The sequence below is a fragment of the Pseudorhodobacter sp. W20_MBD10_FR17 genome (assembly GCF_052119765.1).
Classification (GTDB): Bacteria; Pseudomonadota; Alphaproteobacteria; order Rhodobacterales; family Rhodobacteraceae; genus Pseudorhodobacter.
Genome location: NZ_JBGQOQ010000022.1, coordinates 41,532 through 59,499 on the forward strand (window position 1 = coordinate 41,532; position 17,968 = coordinate 59,499).

General features: G+C 58.2%; 19 protein-coding genes and 1 tRNA gene. 15 read left to right on the forward strand and 5 right to left on the reverse strand.

All coding sequences use genetic code 11. From position 1 onward, the window contains the following. Positions 1 to 362: 362 nt before the first annotated feature. The 3 genes from ACEN2J_RS14520 to ACEN2J_RS14530 all read left to right on the forward strand — a co-directional run bounded on the left by ACEN2J_RS14520 (position 363) and on the right by ACEN2J_RS14530 (position 2,109). Positions 363 to 689, forward strand: a complete 327-nt coding sequence (locus tag ACEN2J_RS14520) for a hypothetical protein (protein ID WP_442106823.1) — start codon at positions 363 to 365, stop codon at positions 687 to 689. Continuing rightward, positions 679 to 1,281: a hypothetical protein gene (locus tag ACEN2J_RS14525; protein ID WP_442106824.1), complete on the forward strand. Its 603-nt coding sequence runs from the start codon at positions 679 to 681 to the stop codon at positions 1,279 to 1,281. The genes ACEN2J_RS14520 and ACEN2J_RS14525 overlap by 11 nt, the downstream gene beginning before the upstream one ends. A gap of 399 nt (positions 1,282 to 1,680) precedes the next feature. Continuing rightward, entirely contained in the window at positions 1,681 to 2,109 is a 429-nt protein-coding gene (locus tag ACEN2J_RS14530) for a Panacea domain-containing protein (protein WP_442106825.1), read from the forward strand. A 338-nt stretch (positions 2,110 to 2,447) separates the two neighbouring features. Here the strand turns inward: ACEN2J_RS14530 and ACEN2J_RS14535 are convergent, their stop codons facing one another. Together ACEN2J_RS14535 and ACEN2J_RS14540 are read right to left on the reverse strand one after the other, a co-directional pair. Beyond that, the gene (locus tag ACEN2J_RS14535) at positions 2,448 to 2,870 is read right to left on the reverse strand and encodes a hypothetical protein (protein WP_442106826.1); all 423 of its coding nucleotides are present in this window, start codon (positions 2,868 to 2,870) and stop codon (positions 2,448 to 2,450) included. A 159-nt stretch (positions 2,871 to 3,029) separates the two neighbouring features. Then, a tRNA-His gene (locus ACEN2J_RS14540) sits at positions 3,030 to 3,106 on the reverse strand. Positions 3,107 to 3,220: 114 nt separating this feature from the next. On the opposite strand from ACEN2J_RS14540, the gene ACEN2J_RS14545 reads away from it, so the two are divergent. After that, on the forward strand, positions 3,221 to 3,430 hold the full coding sequence (locus ACEN2J_RS14545) for a DUF6324 family protein (protein ID WP_442106827.1): 210 nt from the start codon (positions 3,221 to 3,223) through the stop codon (positions 3,428 to 3,430). Positions 3,431 to 3,525: 95 nt separating this feature from the next. Here the strand turns inward: ACEN2J_RS14545 and ACEN2J_RS14550 are convergent, their stop codons facing one another. Both ACEN2J_RS14550 and ACEN2J_RS14555 read right to left on the reverse strand, forming a co-directional pair. Further along, entirely contained in the window at positions 3,526 to 3,993 is a 468-nt protein-coding gene (locus ACEN2J_RS14550; RefSeq protein WP_442106828.1) for an MmcB family DNA repair protein, read from the reverse strand. Positions 3,994 to 4,066: 73 nt separating this feature from the next. Then, positions 4,067 to 4,264, reverse strand: a complete 198-nt coding sequence (locus ACEN2J_RS14555) for a hypothetical protein (RefSeq protein WP_442106829.1) — start codon at positions 4,262 to 4,264, stop codon at positions 4,067 to 4,069. A gap of 11 nt (positions 4,265 to 4,275) precedes the next feature. Here ACEN2J_RS14555 and ACEN2J_RS14560 point away from each other — a divergent pair, with 11 nt between their 5' ends. Then, a complete protein-coding gene (locus tag ACEN2J_RS14560) occupies positions 4,276 to 6,288 on the forward strand; it encodes a M3 family metallopeptidase (protein ID WP_442106830.1) in 2,013 nt (670 codons plus the stop codon). A 34-nt stretch (positions 6,289 to 6,322) separates the two neighbouring features. Here the strand turns inward: ACEN2J_RS14560 and ACEN2J_RS14565 are convergent, their stop codons facing one another. Further along, a complete protein-coding gene (locus ACEN2J_RS14565; protein WP_442106831.1) occupies positions 6,323 to 7,288 on the reverse strand; it encodes a GlxA family transcriptional regulator in 966 nt (321 codons plus the stop codon). Positions 7,289 to 7,357: 69 nt separating this feature from the next. Here ACEN2J_RS14565 and ACEN2J_RS14570 point away from each other — a divergent pair, with 69 nt between their 5' ends. The 10 genes from ACEN2J_RS14570 (at position 7,358) to ACEN2J_RS14615 (ending at position 17,960) form a co-directional block, all read left to right on the forward strand. Beyond that, entirely contained in the window at positions 7,358 to 8,272 is a 915-nt protein-coding gene (locus ACEN2J_RS14570) for a 3-keto-5-aminohexanoate cleavage protein (RefSeq protein WP_442106832.1), read from the forward strand. 133 nt (positions 8,273 to 8,405) lie between these two features. Then, positions 8,406 to 9,866 carry a carnitine 3-dehydrogenase gene (locus ACEN2J_RS14575; protein WP_442106833.1) on the forward strand — a complete coding sequence of 487 codons (1,461 nt, stop codon included), beginning with the start codon at positions 8,406 to 8,408 and terminating at the stop codon, positions 9,864 to 9,866. Further along, entirely contained in the window at positions 9,863 to 10,609 is a 747-nt protein-coding gene (locus ACEN2J_RS14580; protein WP_442106834.1) for an SDR family oxidoreductase, read from the forward strand. Before ACEN2J_RS14575 ends, ACEN2J_RS14580 begins: the two co-directional genes overlap by 4 nt. Positions 10,610 to 10,612: 3 nt before the next feature. Next, positions 10,613 to 11,776, forward strand: coding sequence for an acyl-CoA dehydrogenase family protein (locus ACEN2J_RS14585; RefSeq protein WP_442106835.1), 1,164 nt, complete (start codon positions 10,613 to 10,615; stop codon positions 11,774 to 11,776). Positions 11,777 to 12,074: 298 nt separating this feature from the next. Further along, complete coding sequence (locus ACEN2J_RS14590) at positions 12,075 to 14,069, forward strand: acetate--CoA ligase family protein (protein WP_442106836.1); 1,995 nt, start codon at positions 12,075 to 12,077, stop codon at positions 14,067 to 14,069. Next, on the forward strand, positions 14,066 to 14,863 hold the full coding sequence (locus tag ACEN2J_RS14595) for a carnitinyl-CoA dehydratase (protein ID WP_442106837.1): 798 nt from the start codon (positions 14,066 to 14,068) through the stop codon (positions 14,861 to 14,863). The genes ACEN2J_RS14590 and ACEN2J_RS14595 overlap by 4 nt, the downstream gene beginning before the upstream one ends. A 103-nt stretch (positions 14,864 to 14,966) precedes the next feature. Next, positions 14,967 to 15,431: an OsmC family protein gene (locus ACEN2J_RS14600; RefSeq protein WP_442106838.1), complete on the forward strand. Its 465-nt coding sequence runs from the start codon at positions 14,967 to 14,969 to the stop codon at positions 15,429 to 15,431. A gap of 85 nt (positions 15,432 to 15,516) precedes the next feature. Beyond that, complete coding sequence (locus ACEN2J_RS14605) at positions 15,517 to 17,118, forward strand: GMC family oxidoreductase (RefSeq protein ID WP_442106839.1); 1,602 nt, start codon at positions 15,517 to 15,519, stop codon at positions 17,116 to 17,118. A gap of 218 nt (positions 17,119 to 17,336) precedes the next feature. Then, the gene (locus tag ACEN2J_RS14610) at positions 17,337 to 17,537 is read left to right on the forward strand and encodes a hypothetical protein (RefSeq protein WP_442106840.1); all 201 of its coding nucleotides are present in this window, start codon (positions 17,337 to 17,339) and stop codon (positions 17,535 to 17,537) included. A gap of 60 nt (positions 17,538 to 17,597) precedes the next feature. Further along, entirely contained in the window at positions 17,598 to 17,960 is a 363-nt protein-coding gene (locus ACEN2J_RS14615) for an STAS/SEC14 domain-containing protein (protein ID WP_442106841.1), read from the forward strand. Positions 17,961 to 17,968: the final 8 nt, after the last annotated feature.

The window sequence follows — 17,968 nt, forward strand, 5'->3', positions numbered from 1 at the left end:
GAGGCGGGTGAAATCCATGGACTAAATGACCAGACGCGGGCGGGCAGTATCGGGGCGATGAATGGACCGCCGCAGATTTTGCAGTTCACGCGCGGGTTGCCAAACCTCAGACGTTGATTAGGTGCGCGACAGTAATGACCTGGGACCGCTGCTTGGAGGGCCGAGGTGCATAGGGGCAGGGGCTTCAGGCCCCAGCCCCTTACCACCCGAAGCGCAGTGTAAATTCTTCAAACTCACCCCGGTTTGCTTGTCCAAGGTAAGAATCCCTATAGTATATAATTATTAACCTATACGCGTGTGCGCGCGCGGGAAACGTCCGATCCCCTGTTGAGCGCCCTGATTGCCCAGAAAAGGAGCTGCCCGTGACGAACTCCCTTGCCCTAGAATACGGCCCTAAAAACTCAATCCGCGTCGCCCCTGATGGCGCTTGGTCTCAGCCCGCCGGGAGGTATGGCCGTGGCGGCGTCCTTCCTCGCTTCGCGCGCAATTTGATCGCAGCAGGCTATGACCCGGTCACCCCGATCAGCGTCACGAGCAATGGCACTCCGGTCTGGAAGCGGCCCGGCACCCTTAGTCATTGGGCCGGGCTGACGGTCCAAGAGCCAGACGACTGTGGCCTCCGTATCCGCCGCCATGTGCCTAGGCCTGCCGGTTCTTTTGCCAGCCGGAGCGCCAATCTTGCCGCTTGATGGCCGGGCGATGGCCGGAAGCCTGAACTCCGGACGCGGATCATCGCAGCAATCGGCCAGCGCCGTACTTGCTTGGGCGGCGGCTGAGATGGCCGACTTGACTGGCCCGCCTCCGGCCCCATACGAAGGCTGGACGCCCGATCTAGTTAGCCAAGCGATGCTTGACGCGATCCGCTGGGTTCGCCGCCAAGGGGGCAGCGCTGGCCCGCGCGGGATGCGGTCGGCCATGCCCGACTATGTGCCGACGTTCGAGGAGCTTTTGGAAGACTTCGGCATCCCCGAGCGGGCGGATGATGAACCGGAGCGCGCGCTTGAGATCCCGCCGACCCCGGCGCAAGTATCGCGGCACCTTGCGGTTCTCGAATGGCCTGCGGATTACCTCTGCCCCGCAAATGTCGGGTCGGCCCGCATGCTTGGCCTCTGGGCGGCCTGCAAAGTAACCCGCAGGCCATTTGCCGAGGCGGTCAAAGGTCGGCGCGTGGCTCGTGGCGCAGCCTATGCGCTGCGCGACCGGGGCTTGTCGATCATATCACAGGGCCTTGAATGGGACGGAGTGCCGGTTGTCGTCGTGGAAAGATGCGCGGGGCGCTGATCGCCCCCGCAATAGCCTGAAAGACGCGGCAGCCGCGCCACCACAGGGCCAACTACACCCTTTCGGCTACCCATGCCCGCCGAAAACCAAAGAAGGCCTTCCGGTGGCGCGCGCCTCCACCCTTGCCTCGCGCCGCATCCTTGGCCGCAGGGGAGAGGCTCGCGATCTTGGTGGCGCAGCCTATGCGTTGCGGGATCGGGGCCTCTCGATCATCGGTCAAGGGTTGGAGCGCGACGGTGTGAAAACTGACATCGTTTGCCGCAGTCGCCTTTTCCATAAATGTGACATGACGCCATCTCGATATTTGTTTACTTAATGCCTTATATTTTAACCTGTGATATGGCATATGCATGTCCTGATTGGTGATATGGTGACCCGCTCTTGGGTGAGGGAAAAGAAATGACTGTTTTCGATGTTGCAACATACATCCTTCGCGCTCGCGGTGAAATGAGCGCGATGAAGCTGCAAAAGCTTGTGTACTATTCGCAATGCTGGTCGCTCGTCTGGGATGAGCGTCAGCTATTCAATAGTCGGATAGAAGCTTGGGCCAACGGACCTGTTTGCCCAGCATTGTACGAGAAGCATAGGGGCAATTTTCGAGTGTCAGAAGGCATCATTGGCGGCGAACCAGATGCGTTAGACGACGATGCACGAGAGACGGTGGATTCTGTTCTAAAATATTATGGCGACAAGACCGCACAATGGCTAAGCGACCTTACACACTCAGAAGCTCCATGGAAAGATGCCCGAGATGGGCTTTCTGCCGGTGAGCGGAGCAACCACCCAATACCTGTAGCTGCGATGGCGGAATACTACGGAAGCCTTTAATGGCAAGGTCAAAGAAAAAAGGACCTGTCGCGAATATCAGTCCTTTAGGTCAGAAACAGCCTAGAATTGCATCATCGCCCCCGTCTTTCCGTGGCGGTGTTATATCGTGGCGTTTCAACGCCGCAGACAGAAATGGCCCTTTCTCATGGCTAAGTCTAAGCGATGGGGCTGAGTTTATGGCGGTGCTGCGAACCCTTTCAGATCTTGAAACCATGTGTGAGGCAGATCAACAGGCTGGAGGATGCCATTTCATCACCATCGATAAGTTATCGAAATCCGCGAAAGACCGGCTGTCAGAACTTCTACTGGATGATCTAGATGAGTTGTATTCTATTCGGTTAACTGGGCGCGGGAGAGTTTTTTGCGTTCACCGTCCTCAGTATATGCGCGTCTTGTGGTTTGACCCGGACCATCAAGTTTGCCCTGCAAAACTCAAGCACACGTAAAGACAGTTTGCGGCTTCTGTCTGTAACCCACTTTGCCCTCGCTTCAGGGCCAAGGGCCGCGATCCTTGTGGCGCGGCGGAGGTTGCCCTCCGAAACGCCGAGGTCGCGAGAAGCCAGCTTGATGCCGCCCATATTGCCACGGCCTCCCTTAGAAACCGCGCCAAGTTGGCGCGGTTTGTTCGGTGTCCGATCTACCGTGATCCGCACCCACTTCGCCAGCAGCTCGGCCCGCTCGATCTCGCCGAGGTCGCGGCGGTGCAGGTTCTCGACGATTCTGTTCAGATCGGGCGTGTTGCCGCCGTCGGGGAGAATCACTGACAGAATCTCGTGTCCTCCTTGCAGAAGGTTTAAACGGGCAGGAATATGGGGGTGGGAGAATCGTTACCCAGCGCAAATGTTACCCGTGCCGTTACCCCAAAACAATAATGCCTCGCTTTTGGCGAGGCATTTATCGTCTAAGTCTTTGTTTTTTTATGGTACCACGTCCCCGGCTCGAACGGGGGACCTCTTGATCCACAATCAAGCGCTCTAACCTACTGAGCTAACGCGGCACTGGGGGCGATTTAGACCGGGTTCGCGGTGAATGCAATACCCTTTGGGACGCTTGTAAGGGGGGACGGTTCAGTTTATGCGGGAAAAAACCAAATTGGTCAGAGGATTGGGTCATGGGTATTGATAAACAGAGCGAAGTTGCGGCCAATTTACAGATTGGGCCGACAAGCTTGGGCATGGTGCGATTGTATGTTGAAGGTGACGGCGTAGATTTGCCGTTGGACTTTGACCCCGAGGAAGCCGAAGAGATTGCCGAAGAGCTGCGTGCAGCAGCGGCGGCAGCGCGGGCGATGACCGATGGTGGCGGCAAGAAGAAGCGTTGAGCGCAGCTGGGCTACGGCCTGATTTGCGGTTGAAGGCGGATGCCCTCGGCGAGGGTATTTGATGAATAAAGTGTAGGCGCGCGCTTTTGGGGGGCCTATTGGGGCTGAATCCGTAGGGTTTGGTTTGGCCTAGGGTTTCGCACGGCTTGTAAGCGTTGCGCGGCGGTGCGGGCAAAAATTTGGGTAACGGACTTGCGCCGCCCACCTGCCAGTTTTGCCTCGGGTGGCATGCGGATAATCTCGGCGTCATAACCGTCGGCAAAGAGTAGGCCGGTGCCATCGGGCAGCAATTCGGTGGGGAAATCGGTGTGAACCGCCCAAAAGAACCTATCGCACCACTGCAAATAGTTGTGCCATTTTTGATCTGTAAGGTAATCGGTCCGAGACGATTTGCATTCGATCACCCAAATCTCGCCTTTTGGCCCTAGTGCCATGACGTCGACACGCAGGCCGGGGGCGGGGACCAGTTCCTCAATGCAAGCAAAGCCGCGCGATTGCAGGTGGCGGCAGGTGCCGCGCGCCAGTTTTTGGCCGGGGGTAAGTGCTGGCGGTTGCGGTATCATGCCTATATTTGTGAACGAAACGGGAACATTTTGCAAGGGTGTTGGGCTGGAGGTTACGCATTTTCCAGATAAGTCACAAGGCCTCGGTCGTGTTTTGGGCCAGTTTCAGCGTGGTGTTTGGGGCGATGAAAGTAAACAGCAGTGCCTTATGCGGGGCCAGTAAAGCGCGGGCCTGATCCAATGACCGTGGCGTGCCAGTGCTGTGGTCTAGTGACAATTCGATACGCGCGCACTGGACGAATGCAGCGGGGCTGCATAGCTTGCGCTTCAAAGGAGATCCCCATGACCAATCCGCTTTTGTCCGACTGGACCCAAGATTTTGCCCTTCCGCCGTTTGCTGCAATCTCAGATGACGATTTTGCCCCCGCTTTTGAGGCCGCACTGGCCGAGGCGCGCGAAAATGTGGCCGCCATTGCCGCAAACCCGGCCAGACCCGATTTCGCCAATGTGATTGAGGCGATGGAGCAATCCGAGGCTATGTTGGATCGTGTGGCTGGGGTGTTTTACAACCTTGCCGGTGCTGACAGCACGCCTGCGCGAGAAGCGTTGCAACGCGATTTGGCGCCAAAGTTAAGCGCGTTTTCGTCTGAAATCACCAATAATGCTGCCCTTTTTGCGCGGGTCGAGGCGGTTTGGGATGCGCGGGACGCGCTGGAGGGTGAGCCGTTGCGGGTGCTGGAACTGTACCGTCAAATGTTTATCCGCGCCGGTGCGCAATTGCGTGGCGATGCGGCTGATCGGTTGACGGCGGTCAAGGCGCGGCTTGCGGTGCTGGGCACCCAGTTCAGCCAAAACCTGCTGGCGGATGAACGGGAATGGTTCATGGAAATCAGCGAGGATGATCTGGAAGGCCTGCCCGATTTTGTGATTGCCAGCGCACGGGCCGCAGGTTCGGAAAAGGGTGTTTCTGGCCCAGTTATCACGTTGAATAGGTCGCTTATTGTTCCATTTTTGCAATTTTCACCCCGCCGCGCGTTGCGGCAGCGGGCCTATGAGGCCTGGGTGGCGCGTGGCGAAAATGGCAATGCCAATGACAATCGCGCCATTGCGGCGGAAACTTTGGCGTTGCGCGATGAGCGGGCAAAGCTGTTGGGCTATGCCAGTTTTGCCGATTTTAAATTAGAGCCGGAAATGGCGAAAACCCCGCAAGCCGTTAGGGATTTGTTGATGCGGGTGTGGGAGCCTGCAAAGGCCAAAGCCAATGCGGATGCCAAGGTATTGGAAACGATGATGCATAAGGATGGCATCAACGGCGTGTTAGAGGCTTGGGATTGGCGCTATTATTCAGAAAAGCGCAGAAAGGCAGAGCATGATTTAGATGAGGCGGTACTGAAGCCGTACTTGAGCCTTGAGGCGATGCTGGCTGCGCAGTTTGATTGCGCCAACCGGCTGTTCGGGTTGGAGTTTCGGGCGCTTGATGTGCCGATGTATCACAAGGATGTGCGCGCTTGGGAAGTCACACGCAAAGGGCAGCATATTGCGGTGTTCTTGGGCGATTATTTTGCGCGTGGGTCTAAACGCTCGGGCGCGTGGTGTTCGGCCATGCGGTCGCAGAAAAAGCTGGGCGGTGATGTGCGGCCAATCGTGGTGAATGTGTGCAACTTTGCCAAGGGTGACCCTGCGCTGTTGTCTTACGATGATGCGCGGACGTTGTTCCATGAATTTGGCCATGCGTTGCATCAGATGCTGTCGAATGTAACATATGGGTTTATCTCGGGCACCAGCGTTGCGCGCGACTTTGTGGAGCTGCCAAGCCAGCTTTATGAACATTGGTTAGAAGTGCCGGAAGTGTTACAAAAACACGCGCGGCATGTTGAAACCGGCGCGCCGATGCCTGCCGATATGCTAGAGCGGCTGTTGGCGGCGGGGACCTATGATCAAGGCTTTGCCACGGTAGAGTTTTTGGCAAGCGCCTTGGTGGATTTGAGCTTTCATGAAGCTTCGGCACCGGCTGACCCGATGGCGAAACAGGCCGAAGTTTTGGCCGAGCTTGGCTTGCCACATGCCATTCGCATGCGTCACGCAACGCCGCATTTCGCGCATGTGTTTTCGGGTGACGGATATTCCTCGGGCTATTATTCGTACATGTGGTCCGAGGTCATGGATGCCGACGCCTTTGCCGCTTTTGAAGAGGTTGGTGATGCGTTTGATCCAGAGGTTGCGGCGCGGCTGGAGGAATTCATCCTGTCGGCGGGCGGATCACAGGATGCCGAAGCGCTGTATTTGCAGTTTCGGGGGCGTATGCCGGGCGTGGAGCCTTTGTTGAAAGGGCGCGGATTGTTAGGCGTGGTCTAACCGTCTGCGAATTTTCTGTGAAAATTCGCGGGCCCTATTTATGGTTTCGCAAGCTTGATGGCGTATGGCCAAACGCGCGCTGAAAGGCGCGGCTAAAAGCGGATTGGCTGGAAAACCCAGTCCGCAGCGCCACCTCGGCCAGTGGGTGGTGGGTGTCTGTAATCATCCTGCGGGCGGAGGCGAGCCGCAGGCCAAGTGCATAGGCCGCTGGGCTTTGGTTCAACGTGGTACGAAATAGGGTTTCCAAGCGGCGCGATGACAGGCCGAGATTGCGGGCAAGCTCGGCGATTGGTTCGGGGCTGTCGAGTTGCGATTCTATGCGGGCGATGGCGTTGGCGAGGCGCGGATCGACTCTTTGTCGGCTTATCTGCATTTGCGGCTCGGACCCCGCGTGCGGTGTGGTGATGAAGCTGGCAGCCACTTGCCGCGCAAGTGCTGCACCATGGCGTGACGCGATAAGGTGCAGCATAAGGTCAGCCGCAGGTGCGGCCCCGCCTGCGGTAAAGCGGTTGCGGTCAATCACAAAGCGATCTGGGGCCACATCAATTTCGGGGTGGGCTGCAGCGAGGTCTTCGAAGTCCTCCCAGTGCACCGTCGCGCGATAGCCATTTAGCAGCCCCGCGCGGGCCAGCACCCAAGGCCCTGCATCTATGCCGCCGATCATCGTATAGCGGCCCGCGGCGCGGCGCAGGGCGGCAATCAGCGGGCGGGTGGCGACCTCGGCTTGTTTAAAGCCTGCGATCACCACCAATGCGTCGGCCTGTCCGGCTTGTTCCAAAGTACCGGTGGATGGCAGCTCTATCCCGCAGGTCAGCGGCACCGGCGCGCCATCAGGGGTAAGTATACGCCAGCGGTAGGCCTGTGTGCCAAGGTGGCGGTTTGCCGAGCGCATCGGGTCCAAGGTGCTTGCCACCTCTAGGATCGAAGCCTGCGGCAATACCAGCACTGCGAGGGTCAGTGGTGCGTTTGAGGGGGCGAAAAGAGTTGCGGGTTTTGTCATGTATACTTCGTAAAATGCAAAACAGGTTTTGCCAAGGGCGTTAAGCTGCCTTTCAAAAGGGAGAATCCAATGCCGCTGCAAATGAACCGCGATGTTTTTATCACCTGTGCCGTAACCGGATCGGGCAGCACACAAGACCGTAGCCCGCATGTGCCACGCTCACCCCAGCAGATTGCCGAGAGCGCGATTGCGGCGGCAAAGGCGGGGGCTGCGATTGTGCATTGCCATGTGCGCGACCCCGAGACGGGTAAGCCGAGCCGTGACCCGGCGCTGTACCGCGAAGTGACCGAGCGTATCCGCGACTCTGATACCGATGTCGTGCTGAACCTGACGGCGGGCATGGGGGGCGATTTACTGTTTGATGGCACGGAAAAGATGGGCCAGATGGCCGCCCATTCCGATATGGCGGGTGCCGAAGAGCGCGTGGCGCATGTGGTGGAGTGCCGCCCCGAGATTTGTACGCTCGACTGCGGCACGATGAACTTTAACGAGGCCGATTATGTGATGGTCAACACGCCTGGCATGTTGCGCGATATGGCCAAGCGTATGGCCGCATCAGGTGTGCGGATTGAGATAGAGGCCTTTGATACGGGCCATTTGTGGTTGGCCAAGGAATTGGCGCGCGAGGGCGTGATCCCTGATCCGGTGCTGGTTCAGCTGTGCATGGGCGTGCCGTGGGGGGCACCTGATGACATGAACACCTTTATGGCAATGGTGAACAACGTGCCAAGCGATTGGAACTGGTCAGCATTTTCTATCGGGCGCAATCAGATGGCCTATGTTGCGGCATCTGTTTTGGCGGGCGGTAACGTGCGCGTTGGGTTGGAAGACAACCTGTGGCTGGACAAGGGTGTTCTGGCGACCAACGCGCAGCTGGTTGAACGCGCGGCGGGCATCATCACCGCAATGGGGGCGCGGGTGATTACCCCTGCTGAGGTGCGCACGCGCCTGAAGCTGGAAAAACGGGCGCCGTTGCCTAAGTGACGCAAGCTTTGGATGCGGGCTCGCGTCGGGCAGCCTGCATTCGCTGTTTTGCGTAAGGCAGGGCGACAGTGTTTCATTGAATAAAAAGGCAGGTTCGGTGCGCCGATCTCTGTCCTAAGTAAGGGGCGAAGGCATGACACGGAAAGCGGCGATTATTGGTGGTGGGGTGATTGGCGGCGGTTGGGCGGCGCGGTTCTTGCTGAACGGCTGGAATGTTTCGGTGTTCGACCCCGACCCTGAAGCCGCGCGCAAAATCGGTGAGGTGCTGGCGAATGCGCGGGCGGCACTTCCTGCACTGTCGGATATTCCGATGATGGCCGAGGGCGTTTTGAGCTTTGCCGATACGATTACAGAAGCGGTTGAAGGCGCCGAGTATATTCAGGAATCCGTGTCGGAACGGCTAGAGCTGAAGCACCGTGTTTTTGCACAAATCCAACAATCTTGCCCCGATACTCTGATCGGTTCTTCGACTTCGGGGTTTAAACCTTCAGAATTGCAACAAAACGCGGCCAACCCCGCGATGATCTTTGTCGCCCATCCGTTCAATCCTGTGTACCTGCTGCCGCTTGCCGAAGTCGTGCCCTCGGCCGCCAGCGATTTGGCCGCGATTGAGCGCGCCAAAGAGATTTTGCGCGAGATTGGCATGTTTCCCCTGCATGTGCGAAAGGAAATCGATGCGCATATCGCCGACCGGTTCCTAGAAGCCGTTTGGCGTGAGGCGTTGTGGCTGGTCAAAGACGGCGTCGCCACGACCGAAGAAATTGACGAAGCAATCCGCATGGGCTTTGGCCTGCGCTGGGGGCAAATGGGACTGTTTGAAACCTACCGCGTTGCGGGGGGTGAGGCGGGGATGAAGCATTTCATGGCGCAATTTGGTCCGTGTTTGCAATGGCCTTGGACCAAGCTGACCGACGTGCCCGAGTTTACGGACGAGCTGGTAGACCTGATCGCGGGCCAGTCCGATGCGCAATCGGGTGCCTATACCATCCGCGAGCTGGAACGCATCCGCGATGGTAACTTGGTCGGCTTTTTGCGCAGCCTGAAAGATCGGAACTGGGGCGCTGGCAAGGTGCTACGGGAACATGACGAACGCCGCCGCGTGGCCTATGCCGATGGAAGCCGTGACGTTGCCGCCGAGCCGATGGCCTTGGCGCATTTGCAGGTTTTGCCATCGTGGATCGATTACAACGGCCACATGACCGAAAGCCGCTATTTGTTCGCAAGTTCAGAGGTTTCTGACGCGTTCTTGCGCTTTATCGGCGCGGATATGGACTATGTCGCCACTGGATTTAGCTATTACACGGCTGAAAGCCATATCATGCATAAGGGCGAGGCAAAGCTGGGCGACCGCTTGACCGGTTCGGTGCAGGTTTTGTCGGCAGATGACAAGCGGCTGCACATCTTTGTCCGCATCCAAAAAGACGGGGCGGATGTGGCAACGATTGAGCAGATGCTGCTGCATGTCGATATGAAGGCAGGGCGCGCGGTTGGAGCCCCTGCGGCGATTTTGGATCGGTTGATGCCGGTGGCCAAGGCGCATGCAGCGCTGCCACATGACGCAAGCGTAGGGCGGTTCACGGGCCAGCGTAAATGAGCCGCGTTCTGATCACGGCCGGGGCCAATGGCATCGGTTTGGTGATGGCGCAGGCCTTTGCGGCGACCGGTGCACAGGTTTGGGTCACTGATGTTGACGCCGCCGCGATTGCCGCCTTGCCCGCGGGCTTGCGCGGCAGCACGGTTAGCGTGGCGGATGAGCAGGGTATGGCGGCGCTGATGGCCGAGGTGCAAGCGACGTGGGGCGGCCTGGATGTGGTTTGCGTGAATGCAGGCATCAAAGGGCCCACCTCGGCGATTGTCGATACCGATCTGGACGCATGGCGTGACTGCTTGGCCATTTGCCTGGATGGCGCATTTCTGACGGTGAAACACGCTGCGCCCTTGGTGCAAGATGGGGGCGCGATGATCTTTACCTCTTCCACCGCAGGGCTGTACGGTTTTCCGTATCGCAGTCCCTATGCGGCGGCGAAATGGGCGATCATCGGGCTGATGAAAACGGCAGCGATGGAGCTGGGGCCAGTAGGGATTCGCTGTAATGCCATCGCCCCCGGTTCGGTCGAAGGGCCGCGCATCGACCGTGTTTTCGCCGCCGAGGCAGAAGCGAAGGGCATGACGGCACAGGCGGTGGCACAAGGTTATGCTGCAGGCACCGCGATGGGCTGTTTGGTGACGGCTCAGGACGTGGCCGATATGGCGGTTTTCCTCGCCTCGGCGCCGCGTATTTCCGGCCAAGTCATCGCCGTTGACGGCTTTACCATTAACCCTGATCCAAAGGTTTAACCAATGCATTTTGGCATGACTGACGAACAACGCATGATCGTTGACACCACCCGAGCCTTTGTCGAGGCCGAGTTGTATCCGCATGAGGCGCTGGTGGAACGTACGGGCCACCTGCCGATGGAGATTATCCGAGAGGTGCAAGCCAAGGCGATCAACGCGGGGCTTTACGCAGCGAACATGCCCGAGGATGTGGGCGGCGCAGGCCTTGATACGCTGTCTTGGCTGCTCTATGAGCGCGAGCTGGGGCGGGCGAATTATGCCTTGCACTGGACCTGCGTGGCGCGGCCGTCGAATATCCTGTTGGCGGGCACCGAGGAGCAACGCGAGCGTTATCTGCACCCCTGTATCCGTGGTGAAAAATGGGACTGCTTGGCGATGACCGAGCCGGGGGCAGGGTCCGATCTGCGCGGTATGAAGGCCAGCGCGCGTTTGGATGGGGACGACTGGGTGCTGAATGGCACCAAGCATTTTATCAGCCACGCCGATATTGCCGATTTCGCGATTGTTTTTATGGCCAGCGGCGAGGAAGACACTCCACGCGGCAAGAAAAAGCTGATCACCGCATTTTTTGTCGATAAAGGCACACCGGGGTTTTCGGTCCGTGATGGGTATCGCAACGTGTCGCACCGTGGCTATACCAACGCGGTGCTGGAATTCGACAATTGCCGTTTGCCCGCAAGCCAAGTTTTGGGCGAGGTCCATAAAGGCTTTGAAGTGGCGAATGCTTGGCTGGGCGCGACCCGCTTGCAAGTCGCCGCCACCTGTCTTGGCCGTGCCGACCGCGCCTTGGGCCATGCAGTGCAATACGCCGCCGAGCGTGAACAATTTGGCCAGCAGATCGGCAAGTTCCAAGGAGTTTCGTTCAAGCTGGCAGATATGGCGATGGAGCTAAAAGCTGCCGAATTGCTGACGTGGGATGCCGCTTGGCGCTTTGATGAGGGCAGTGTCACCGAGGCCGATATGTCGATGGCAAAGCTGAAAGCCAGTGAGGTCTTGGCGATGGTTGCCGACGAGGCAATCCAGATTCACGGTGGCATGGGCTTGATGGATGATTTGCCCTTGGAACGGATTTGGCGTGATGCGCGGGTTGAGCGGATTTGGGAAGGAACGTCTGAAATTCAGCGCCATATTATCAGTCGCCAACTTCTACGGGCGCATGGTGGGTGACACTGGGCAGGGGGGCTGTCTGCCCCCCACGTTCCTTTGCGTCGCAAAGGAACTCCCCCCGAGGATACTTTCAAACAGATGATAATGGATTGTTAACCATGCTGGGCTATTGTGAATACACGGTACAGGCGGGGACGCCGATGACCGTAACAGGTGATGTTTCCCTGCTCCCTTGGCTGGGGGCAGGGCGACGTGTTCGCAGCATCATCTGTTTGAAAATATCCCGGGGGGCCTCGATTGGCTTGCCAAGCGAGGCGGGGCAGCGCCCTAAAGACCTATCCGCAAGCGGGGCGGTCGCATGAAAGACCTCTCTCGCCTTTTGCGCCCGCGATCCATTGCGGTTTTCGGGTCGGTATGGGCCGAAAACGTTATCACACAATGCCATAAAATGGGGTTTGAAGGGCCGGTTTGGCCGATTCACCCGACAAAGCCTTCGATTGGCGGTCTGCCCGCCTTTGCCAGCCTTGCTGATTTGCCTGAAGCCCCGGACGCGACCTTTATTGGGGTAAACCGTCACGCAACTGTTGGTGTGGTGGCAGAGCTGTCTGCAATGAATGCAGGTGGTGCGATTTGTTTTGCTTCGGGCTGGACCGAGGCGGGCGAGGCTGGTTTGCAGGGCGACTTGGTGCAGGCGGCAGGCGACATGCCAATCCTTGGGCCGAACTGCTATGGCGTCATAAATTATCTTGATGGGGCGTTGCTGTGGCCCGATCAGCATGGCGGGCGCCGTGTGGAACGCGGCGTGGCGCTGTTGTCGCAATCTTCAAACATCGTGATCAATCTGACCATGCAGGCGCGGGGTTTGCCGATTGCCTATGTGGCTTGCTTGGGCAATGCGGCGCAGGTGGGGTTGGCCGATATGGCGGCGGCGCTTTTGGCGGATGAACGGGTAACCGCGCTGGGCCTTTATGTGGAAGGCATTGATGATGCGCCCGGGTTTGCGGCGGTGGCCGAGGCTGCACGTATGGCGGGCAAGGGCATCGTCTGCTTGAAATCGGGCAAGACCGAGGCCTCGCGTGTGGCGGCGGCATCGCATACGGCGGCTCTCGCGGGGGGCGGGGCGGCATCTTCGGCATTTTTGCGCCAAGCGGGCTTGGCAGAGGTGGCGACGCTGCCGGAACTGCTCGAAACCCTTAAAATCATCCATGTGCATGGGCCGCAAATCGGGCCGCGTTTGTGTTCGCTGTCGTGTTCGGGTGGCGAGGCCGGCTTGGTTGCCGATTTGGCCGCTCCCTTTGGCATCACCTTCGCGCCGCCGTCCGCCGATCAGCGTGCGCGCCTTGGCGATATTCTGGGGCCGATCGTTACAATCTCAAACCCATTGGATTATCATACCTTTATTTGGGGCGATGGCCCGCGCACTACTGATGTCTTTGCGACTATGCTGGCGGGCTATGATGCGGGCGTGTTCATCATTGATCCGCCGCGCCCTGATCTGTGTGACCCATCGTCATTCGAACCCGCGTTGCAAGCGATCGAGGATGCTGCGCAAATCACGGGGAAACCGGCCTTTCCCGTGGCATCACTGCCCGAAAACTTTGATGAGGACCGTGCAATCGCGATGATGGCGCGGGGCACCGTGCCGTTGATGGGGCTTGAGACGGCGCTTGGGGCCTTGGTTGCGGCGCAAACGCCGCCGGGTCTGGCGGGGTGGCGGCCCTTGCCGTCGCGCAAGCCGACCCGCGCTGTCTTGATGGATGAAGCGACGGCCAAGGGGCTGTTGGCCCAAGCAGGGCTTGCCGTGCCGCGCGGTGTTTCGGCACTTGATTTGCAGACGCTGGGCGCATTGGCAGGCCAGCTTACACCCCCGCTTGCGCTAAAAGGTATGGGGTTCGCGCATAAATCCGAAAACGGAGCGGTGCGTTTGGGGCTTAAGACGCTGCAAGGCCACCCCCCTATGATCGGCGCCACAGGTTATTTGGCCGAGGAAATGGTGACGGGCGTTGTGGCCGAGCTGTTGATCGGCATTCGCCGCGACCCGGTTTACGGCGTCACGCTGACGCTTGGGTTTGGGGGTGTCACGGCTGAGTTGTTGGCCGATACGGTGACCCTGATTTGCCCTGCAACAACCGATGAAATCGACGCAGCCCTGCGCCGTTTGCGGCTGTGGCCGCTGCTTGACGGCTATCGCGGTCGCGCGGTCGCCGATGTGGCGGCGGTGGTAAGTGCCGCAATGCGCTTGCAAAATCTGATGCAAGACGAGAGTTTGGAAGAAATAGAGATCAATCCGTTGATGGTGTGCGAACAAGGTGCCATCGCAGCGGATGCAGTGATTTGGAAGGAAGACCCATGATGCAGATGCGAAGTGATGGCCCGATTTTGACTCGTTCCGAAGGGGCCATTCTAGAGGTCACCTTGTCACGCGGCAAAGCCAATGCGATTGATCTGGCGACAAGCCGCGTCATGGGCGAGGTGTTTCGCGATTTTCGCGATGATGACGCCTTGCGCGTTTGCATTTTGCGGGCCGAGGGCGAGAAATTTTTCTGCCCCGGCTGGGACCTTAAGGCCGCCGCGGATGGGGACGCAGTTGATGGTGATTATGGCATTGGCGGCTTTGGCGGTTTGCAAGAATTGCCACATTTGAACAAACCGGTGATTGCCGCTGTCAACGGAATTTGCTGCGGTGGCGGGCTGGAACTGGCGCTGTCTTGTGACTTGATTTTGGCCTCGGATACAGCAAGTTTTGCGCTGCCGGAAATTCGGTCGGGCACTGTGGCCGATGCTGCGTCGATCAAACTGCCCAAGCGTATTCCCTACCATGTTGCGATGGACCTTTTGTTGACGGGCCGTTGGTTTGATGCCGAGGAGGCGCAGCGCTGGGGGTTGATCAAAGAGATCTGCCCGCAGACCGCGTTGCTGGCCAAGGCATGGGACTTGGCGCGCCTGCTCGAATCTGGGCCACCGCTGGTGTATGCGGCGATCAAAGAAGTGGTGCGCGAGGCCGAGGATATGCGGTTCCAAGATGCGTTAAACCGCATTACCAAGCGTCAGTTTGCGACAGTGGACAAGCTTTATTCCTCTGAGGATCAGCTGGAAGGTGCCAAGGCCTTTGCCGAAAAGCGCGATCCGGTGTGGAAGGGGCGCTGAGGTGGGGCAAGATTTTTCGACGAAAAATCTGGGCTCGATGGGCAAGTTTTGTGCCTGTGCCAATCGGTTTTAGGTATTTGGGCCAAGATGAATTGGAGAGGGTGTGCATAAGTACAGCAGTCATGTGATTTGGACCGGCAATACAGGCGAGGGGACGGCGCATTACAAGGCGTATGCCCGGACGTGGGATGTTGCCGTTCCGGGTAAAGCATTGGTGCATTGCTCGAATGATCCGCTTTTGGGCGGCGATCCGACCAAGATGAACCCCGAGGATCTGCTGCTTTCGGCGCTCTCGGCCTGTCATATGCTGTGGTATTTGCACTATGCCTCTGAAGCGGGGATTGTGGTCACGCGCTATGAGGACAGCCCTATTGGTGTGGGTGAGGTTGCGCGCGGTGGCGCAGGGCGGTTTATATCCGCCGAGTTGCGACCGGTGATTTGGGTCGCCTTGGGGGCCAATATGGGTGAGGCTGAGGCCATTCATCACCGCATCCATGAGGTGTGTTTCATCGCGCGATCGGTGAATTTTCCTGTGACCTATGCGCCGCGCTTTGAAATTGACGCATAGGCCAAACTCGACATTTCCGGTCGTTCCGGGCTAAGGCGCGGCAGTGGTGGCCGGATAGGGTGGCTACTAACCAAAGGGGCATCGCGTGGCTGATATTGATTTCTTGATCGTGGGCGCGGGCTCTGCCGGTTCTGTTTTGGCCGAACGGCTGAGTGGGAGCGGTACGCATAAGGTTTTGTTGCTAGAGGCGGGCGGTTCGGACGCACGGTTTTTTGTGCATATGCCGTTGGGCTATGGAAAATTGTTTTACGACAAAGCGTTGAATTGGGCGTACGAGACCGACGCAGACCCTGGCCTTGGCGGCAACCGCGATTATTGGCCGCGCGGCAAGATTTTGGGCGGGTCGTCATCCATCAACGCGATGGTGTGGATCAGGGGCCAGCAGGCCGATTATGATGAATGGGGCGCTATTGGTGGTGCCGATTGGGGTTGGGATTCGGTCTTGGCCGCCTATCGCGCGATTGAGGATAATGAGGCCGGGGCGGATGCGTGGCGCGGCAAGGGCGGACCGCTGTTTATCTCGGCCAACAAGGATGGCTTGCACCCGTTGGTGCGCAATTATCTGGAGGCTTGTGCTGCTGCGGGCCTGCCTGAGACCCCCGATTTTAACGGCGCGCAGCAAGAGGGTGCAGGCGTGTATCAGATGACAATCAAAAATGGTCGCCGCAATTCCACCGCGCGCGCGTTTTTGCGCCCCGCCCGCAAGCGCCCTAATTTGGAGGTGCGGACGCATTCGCACGTGACGCGTGTGGTGTTTGAAGGACGCCGTGCTGTGGGTGTTGAGGTAATGCGCGCAGGTGTGCGCGAGGTGATCCGCGCACGTGAAGTGATCTTGGCGGGCGGTGCGATTAACTCACCGCAATTGTTGCAGCTTTCGGGTATCGGGCCTGCCGAGCATTTGACAGGTTTGGGCCTGGCGGTGCTGCAGGATAATCCCCATGTTGGCGGTAATTTGAACGACCACCAAGGCATCAATTACACCTATCGCATGACAGTGCCGACCTATAACGACGTGCTGCGCCCGTGGTGGGGCAAGCTGCGGGTGGGGCTGGAATATTTGCTGACACAGCGTGGGGTGCTGTCGAAAAGCATCAATCATGCGGGCGGCTTTTTCCGCACGTCGCCGGATTTGTCGCGCCCCAATATGCAGCTTTATATGCAGGCTTTTTCAACCTTGGTGCCTAAGGTTGGGGAGCGGCCTTTGCTGACACCAGACCCGTTTTCGGGGTTCTCGATCGGGCTGTCGAACTGCCGTCCCACCTCGCGCGGGTGGTTGAAAATCCGCTCGGCCGATCCGTTTGCTGCGCCGCAAATCGTGGGGAATGCGTTTTCAACCGATCAAGATGTGGCCGAAATGTTGGCGGCGGTGAAATTCATCCGTAAAATCGCCGCGCAAGGGCCGATGGCCGATGTGATTGCCGAAGAATTGCGGCCGGGGCCAGCGGTGACCTCGGATGCCGATTTGATCGCTGATTTTCGGGTGCGGTCTGGCACTGTGTATCATCCGTCTTGTACCTGCCGGATGGGGGATGTGGTGGATGAAAAGCTGCGGGTCAAAGGGGTTGAGGGGCTGCGCGTTTGTGATGCCTCGGCCTTTCCCAACCTGATCGCGGGCAACACCAATGCGCCGGCGATTCTGATGGGCTGGAAGGGCGCCGAGGTGATTTTGGCTGATCAGGGGCGCTGAAAACCGCAGTTGTGCGCGCGTAAGCGTTTCTAAGGTTTTGAAATATCGTGGCAAGCTAGGTTTTGCAAAGCTTTGTGCCGGTTGGCCTATGCCTTGGGTTTTGGTTAACCCGTTTATTGCGCATAGTTGCGATCAGCTGAAATGCATCTTCGCCATGGCTCAATTTTCTGCGTTTGGCCGTCCTGAACTTTGACCAAGATATCCGTAAGTGGATTGTCTTGTTTATCAAGCTTAGAGGCGACAAGTTTACTGCGCTAAAGCCTGTGATGTGCCGGGATGAGTTTCAAAAACCAATAGTCTCGCAGGGTGGTGTGTTTACCGATTACCAACTGCGCGTGGCGCAGGTATTGCGCGATTACGGGATGTTTGATCGATCCGAGGTGCCTGTAGGTTGCCGTGTCTTGCATGACGGGGGCTGATGTATCGCAAGGCGGGGGCAAGCAGGTTGTGCTATGATCGCACAAATTGGAGGGCAAAACATGACAACCAGTTATCGCAGGGTCGATGAGACCAAAACCTTTGAGCTGACCGTGTCGGGCAAGGTGACAATGGAGGATTTTAACGCGCTTTCCGGGCCGTTAGAGGATTTTGCCGAAGAGCATGGCAAGATAAAACTGTTAGAGATTATCGAGGATTTTCAAGGATTTGATCCAATGGTGATGTGGCAAGGGATGAAATTTGACGTCAAGATCATCCCTCATATAAGCCATTGTGCCGTGGTTTCGGATATGGGCTGGATCAGCCCTTTGACCAAGGCCGCAGGGGCGTTTATGGCGACCAAGCTGCGCACCTTTGATCTGGGCGAGTTGGATGCAGCACGCGCTTGGTTGGCCGAGGCTTAAGCGGGCCA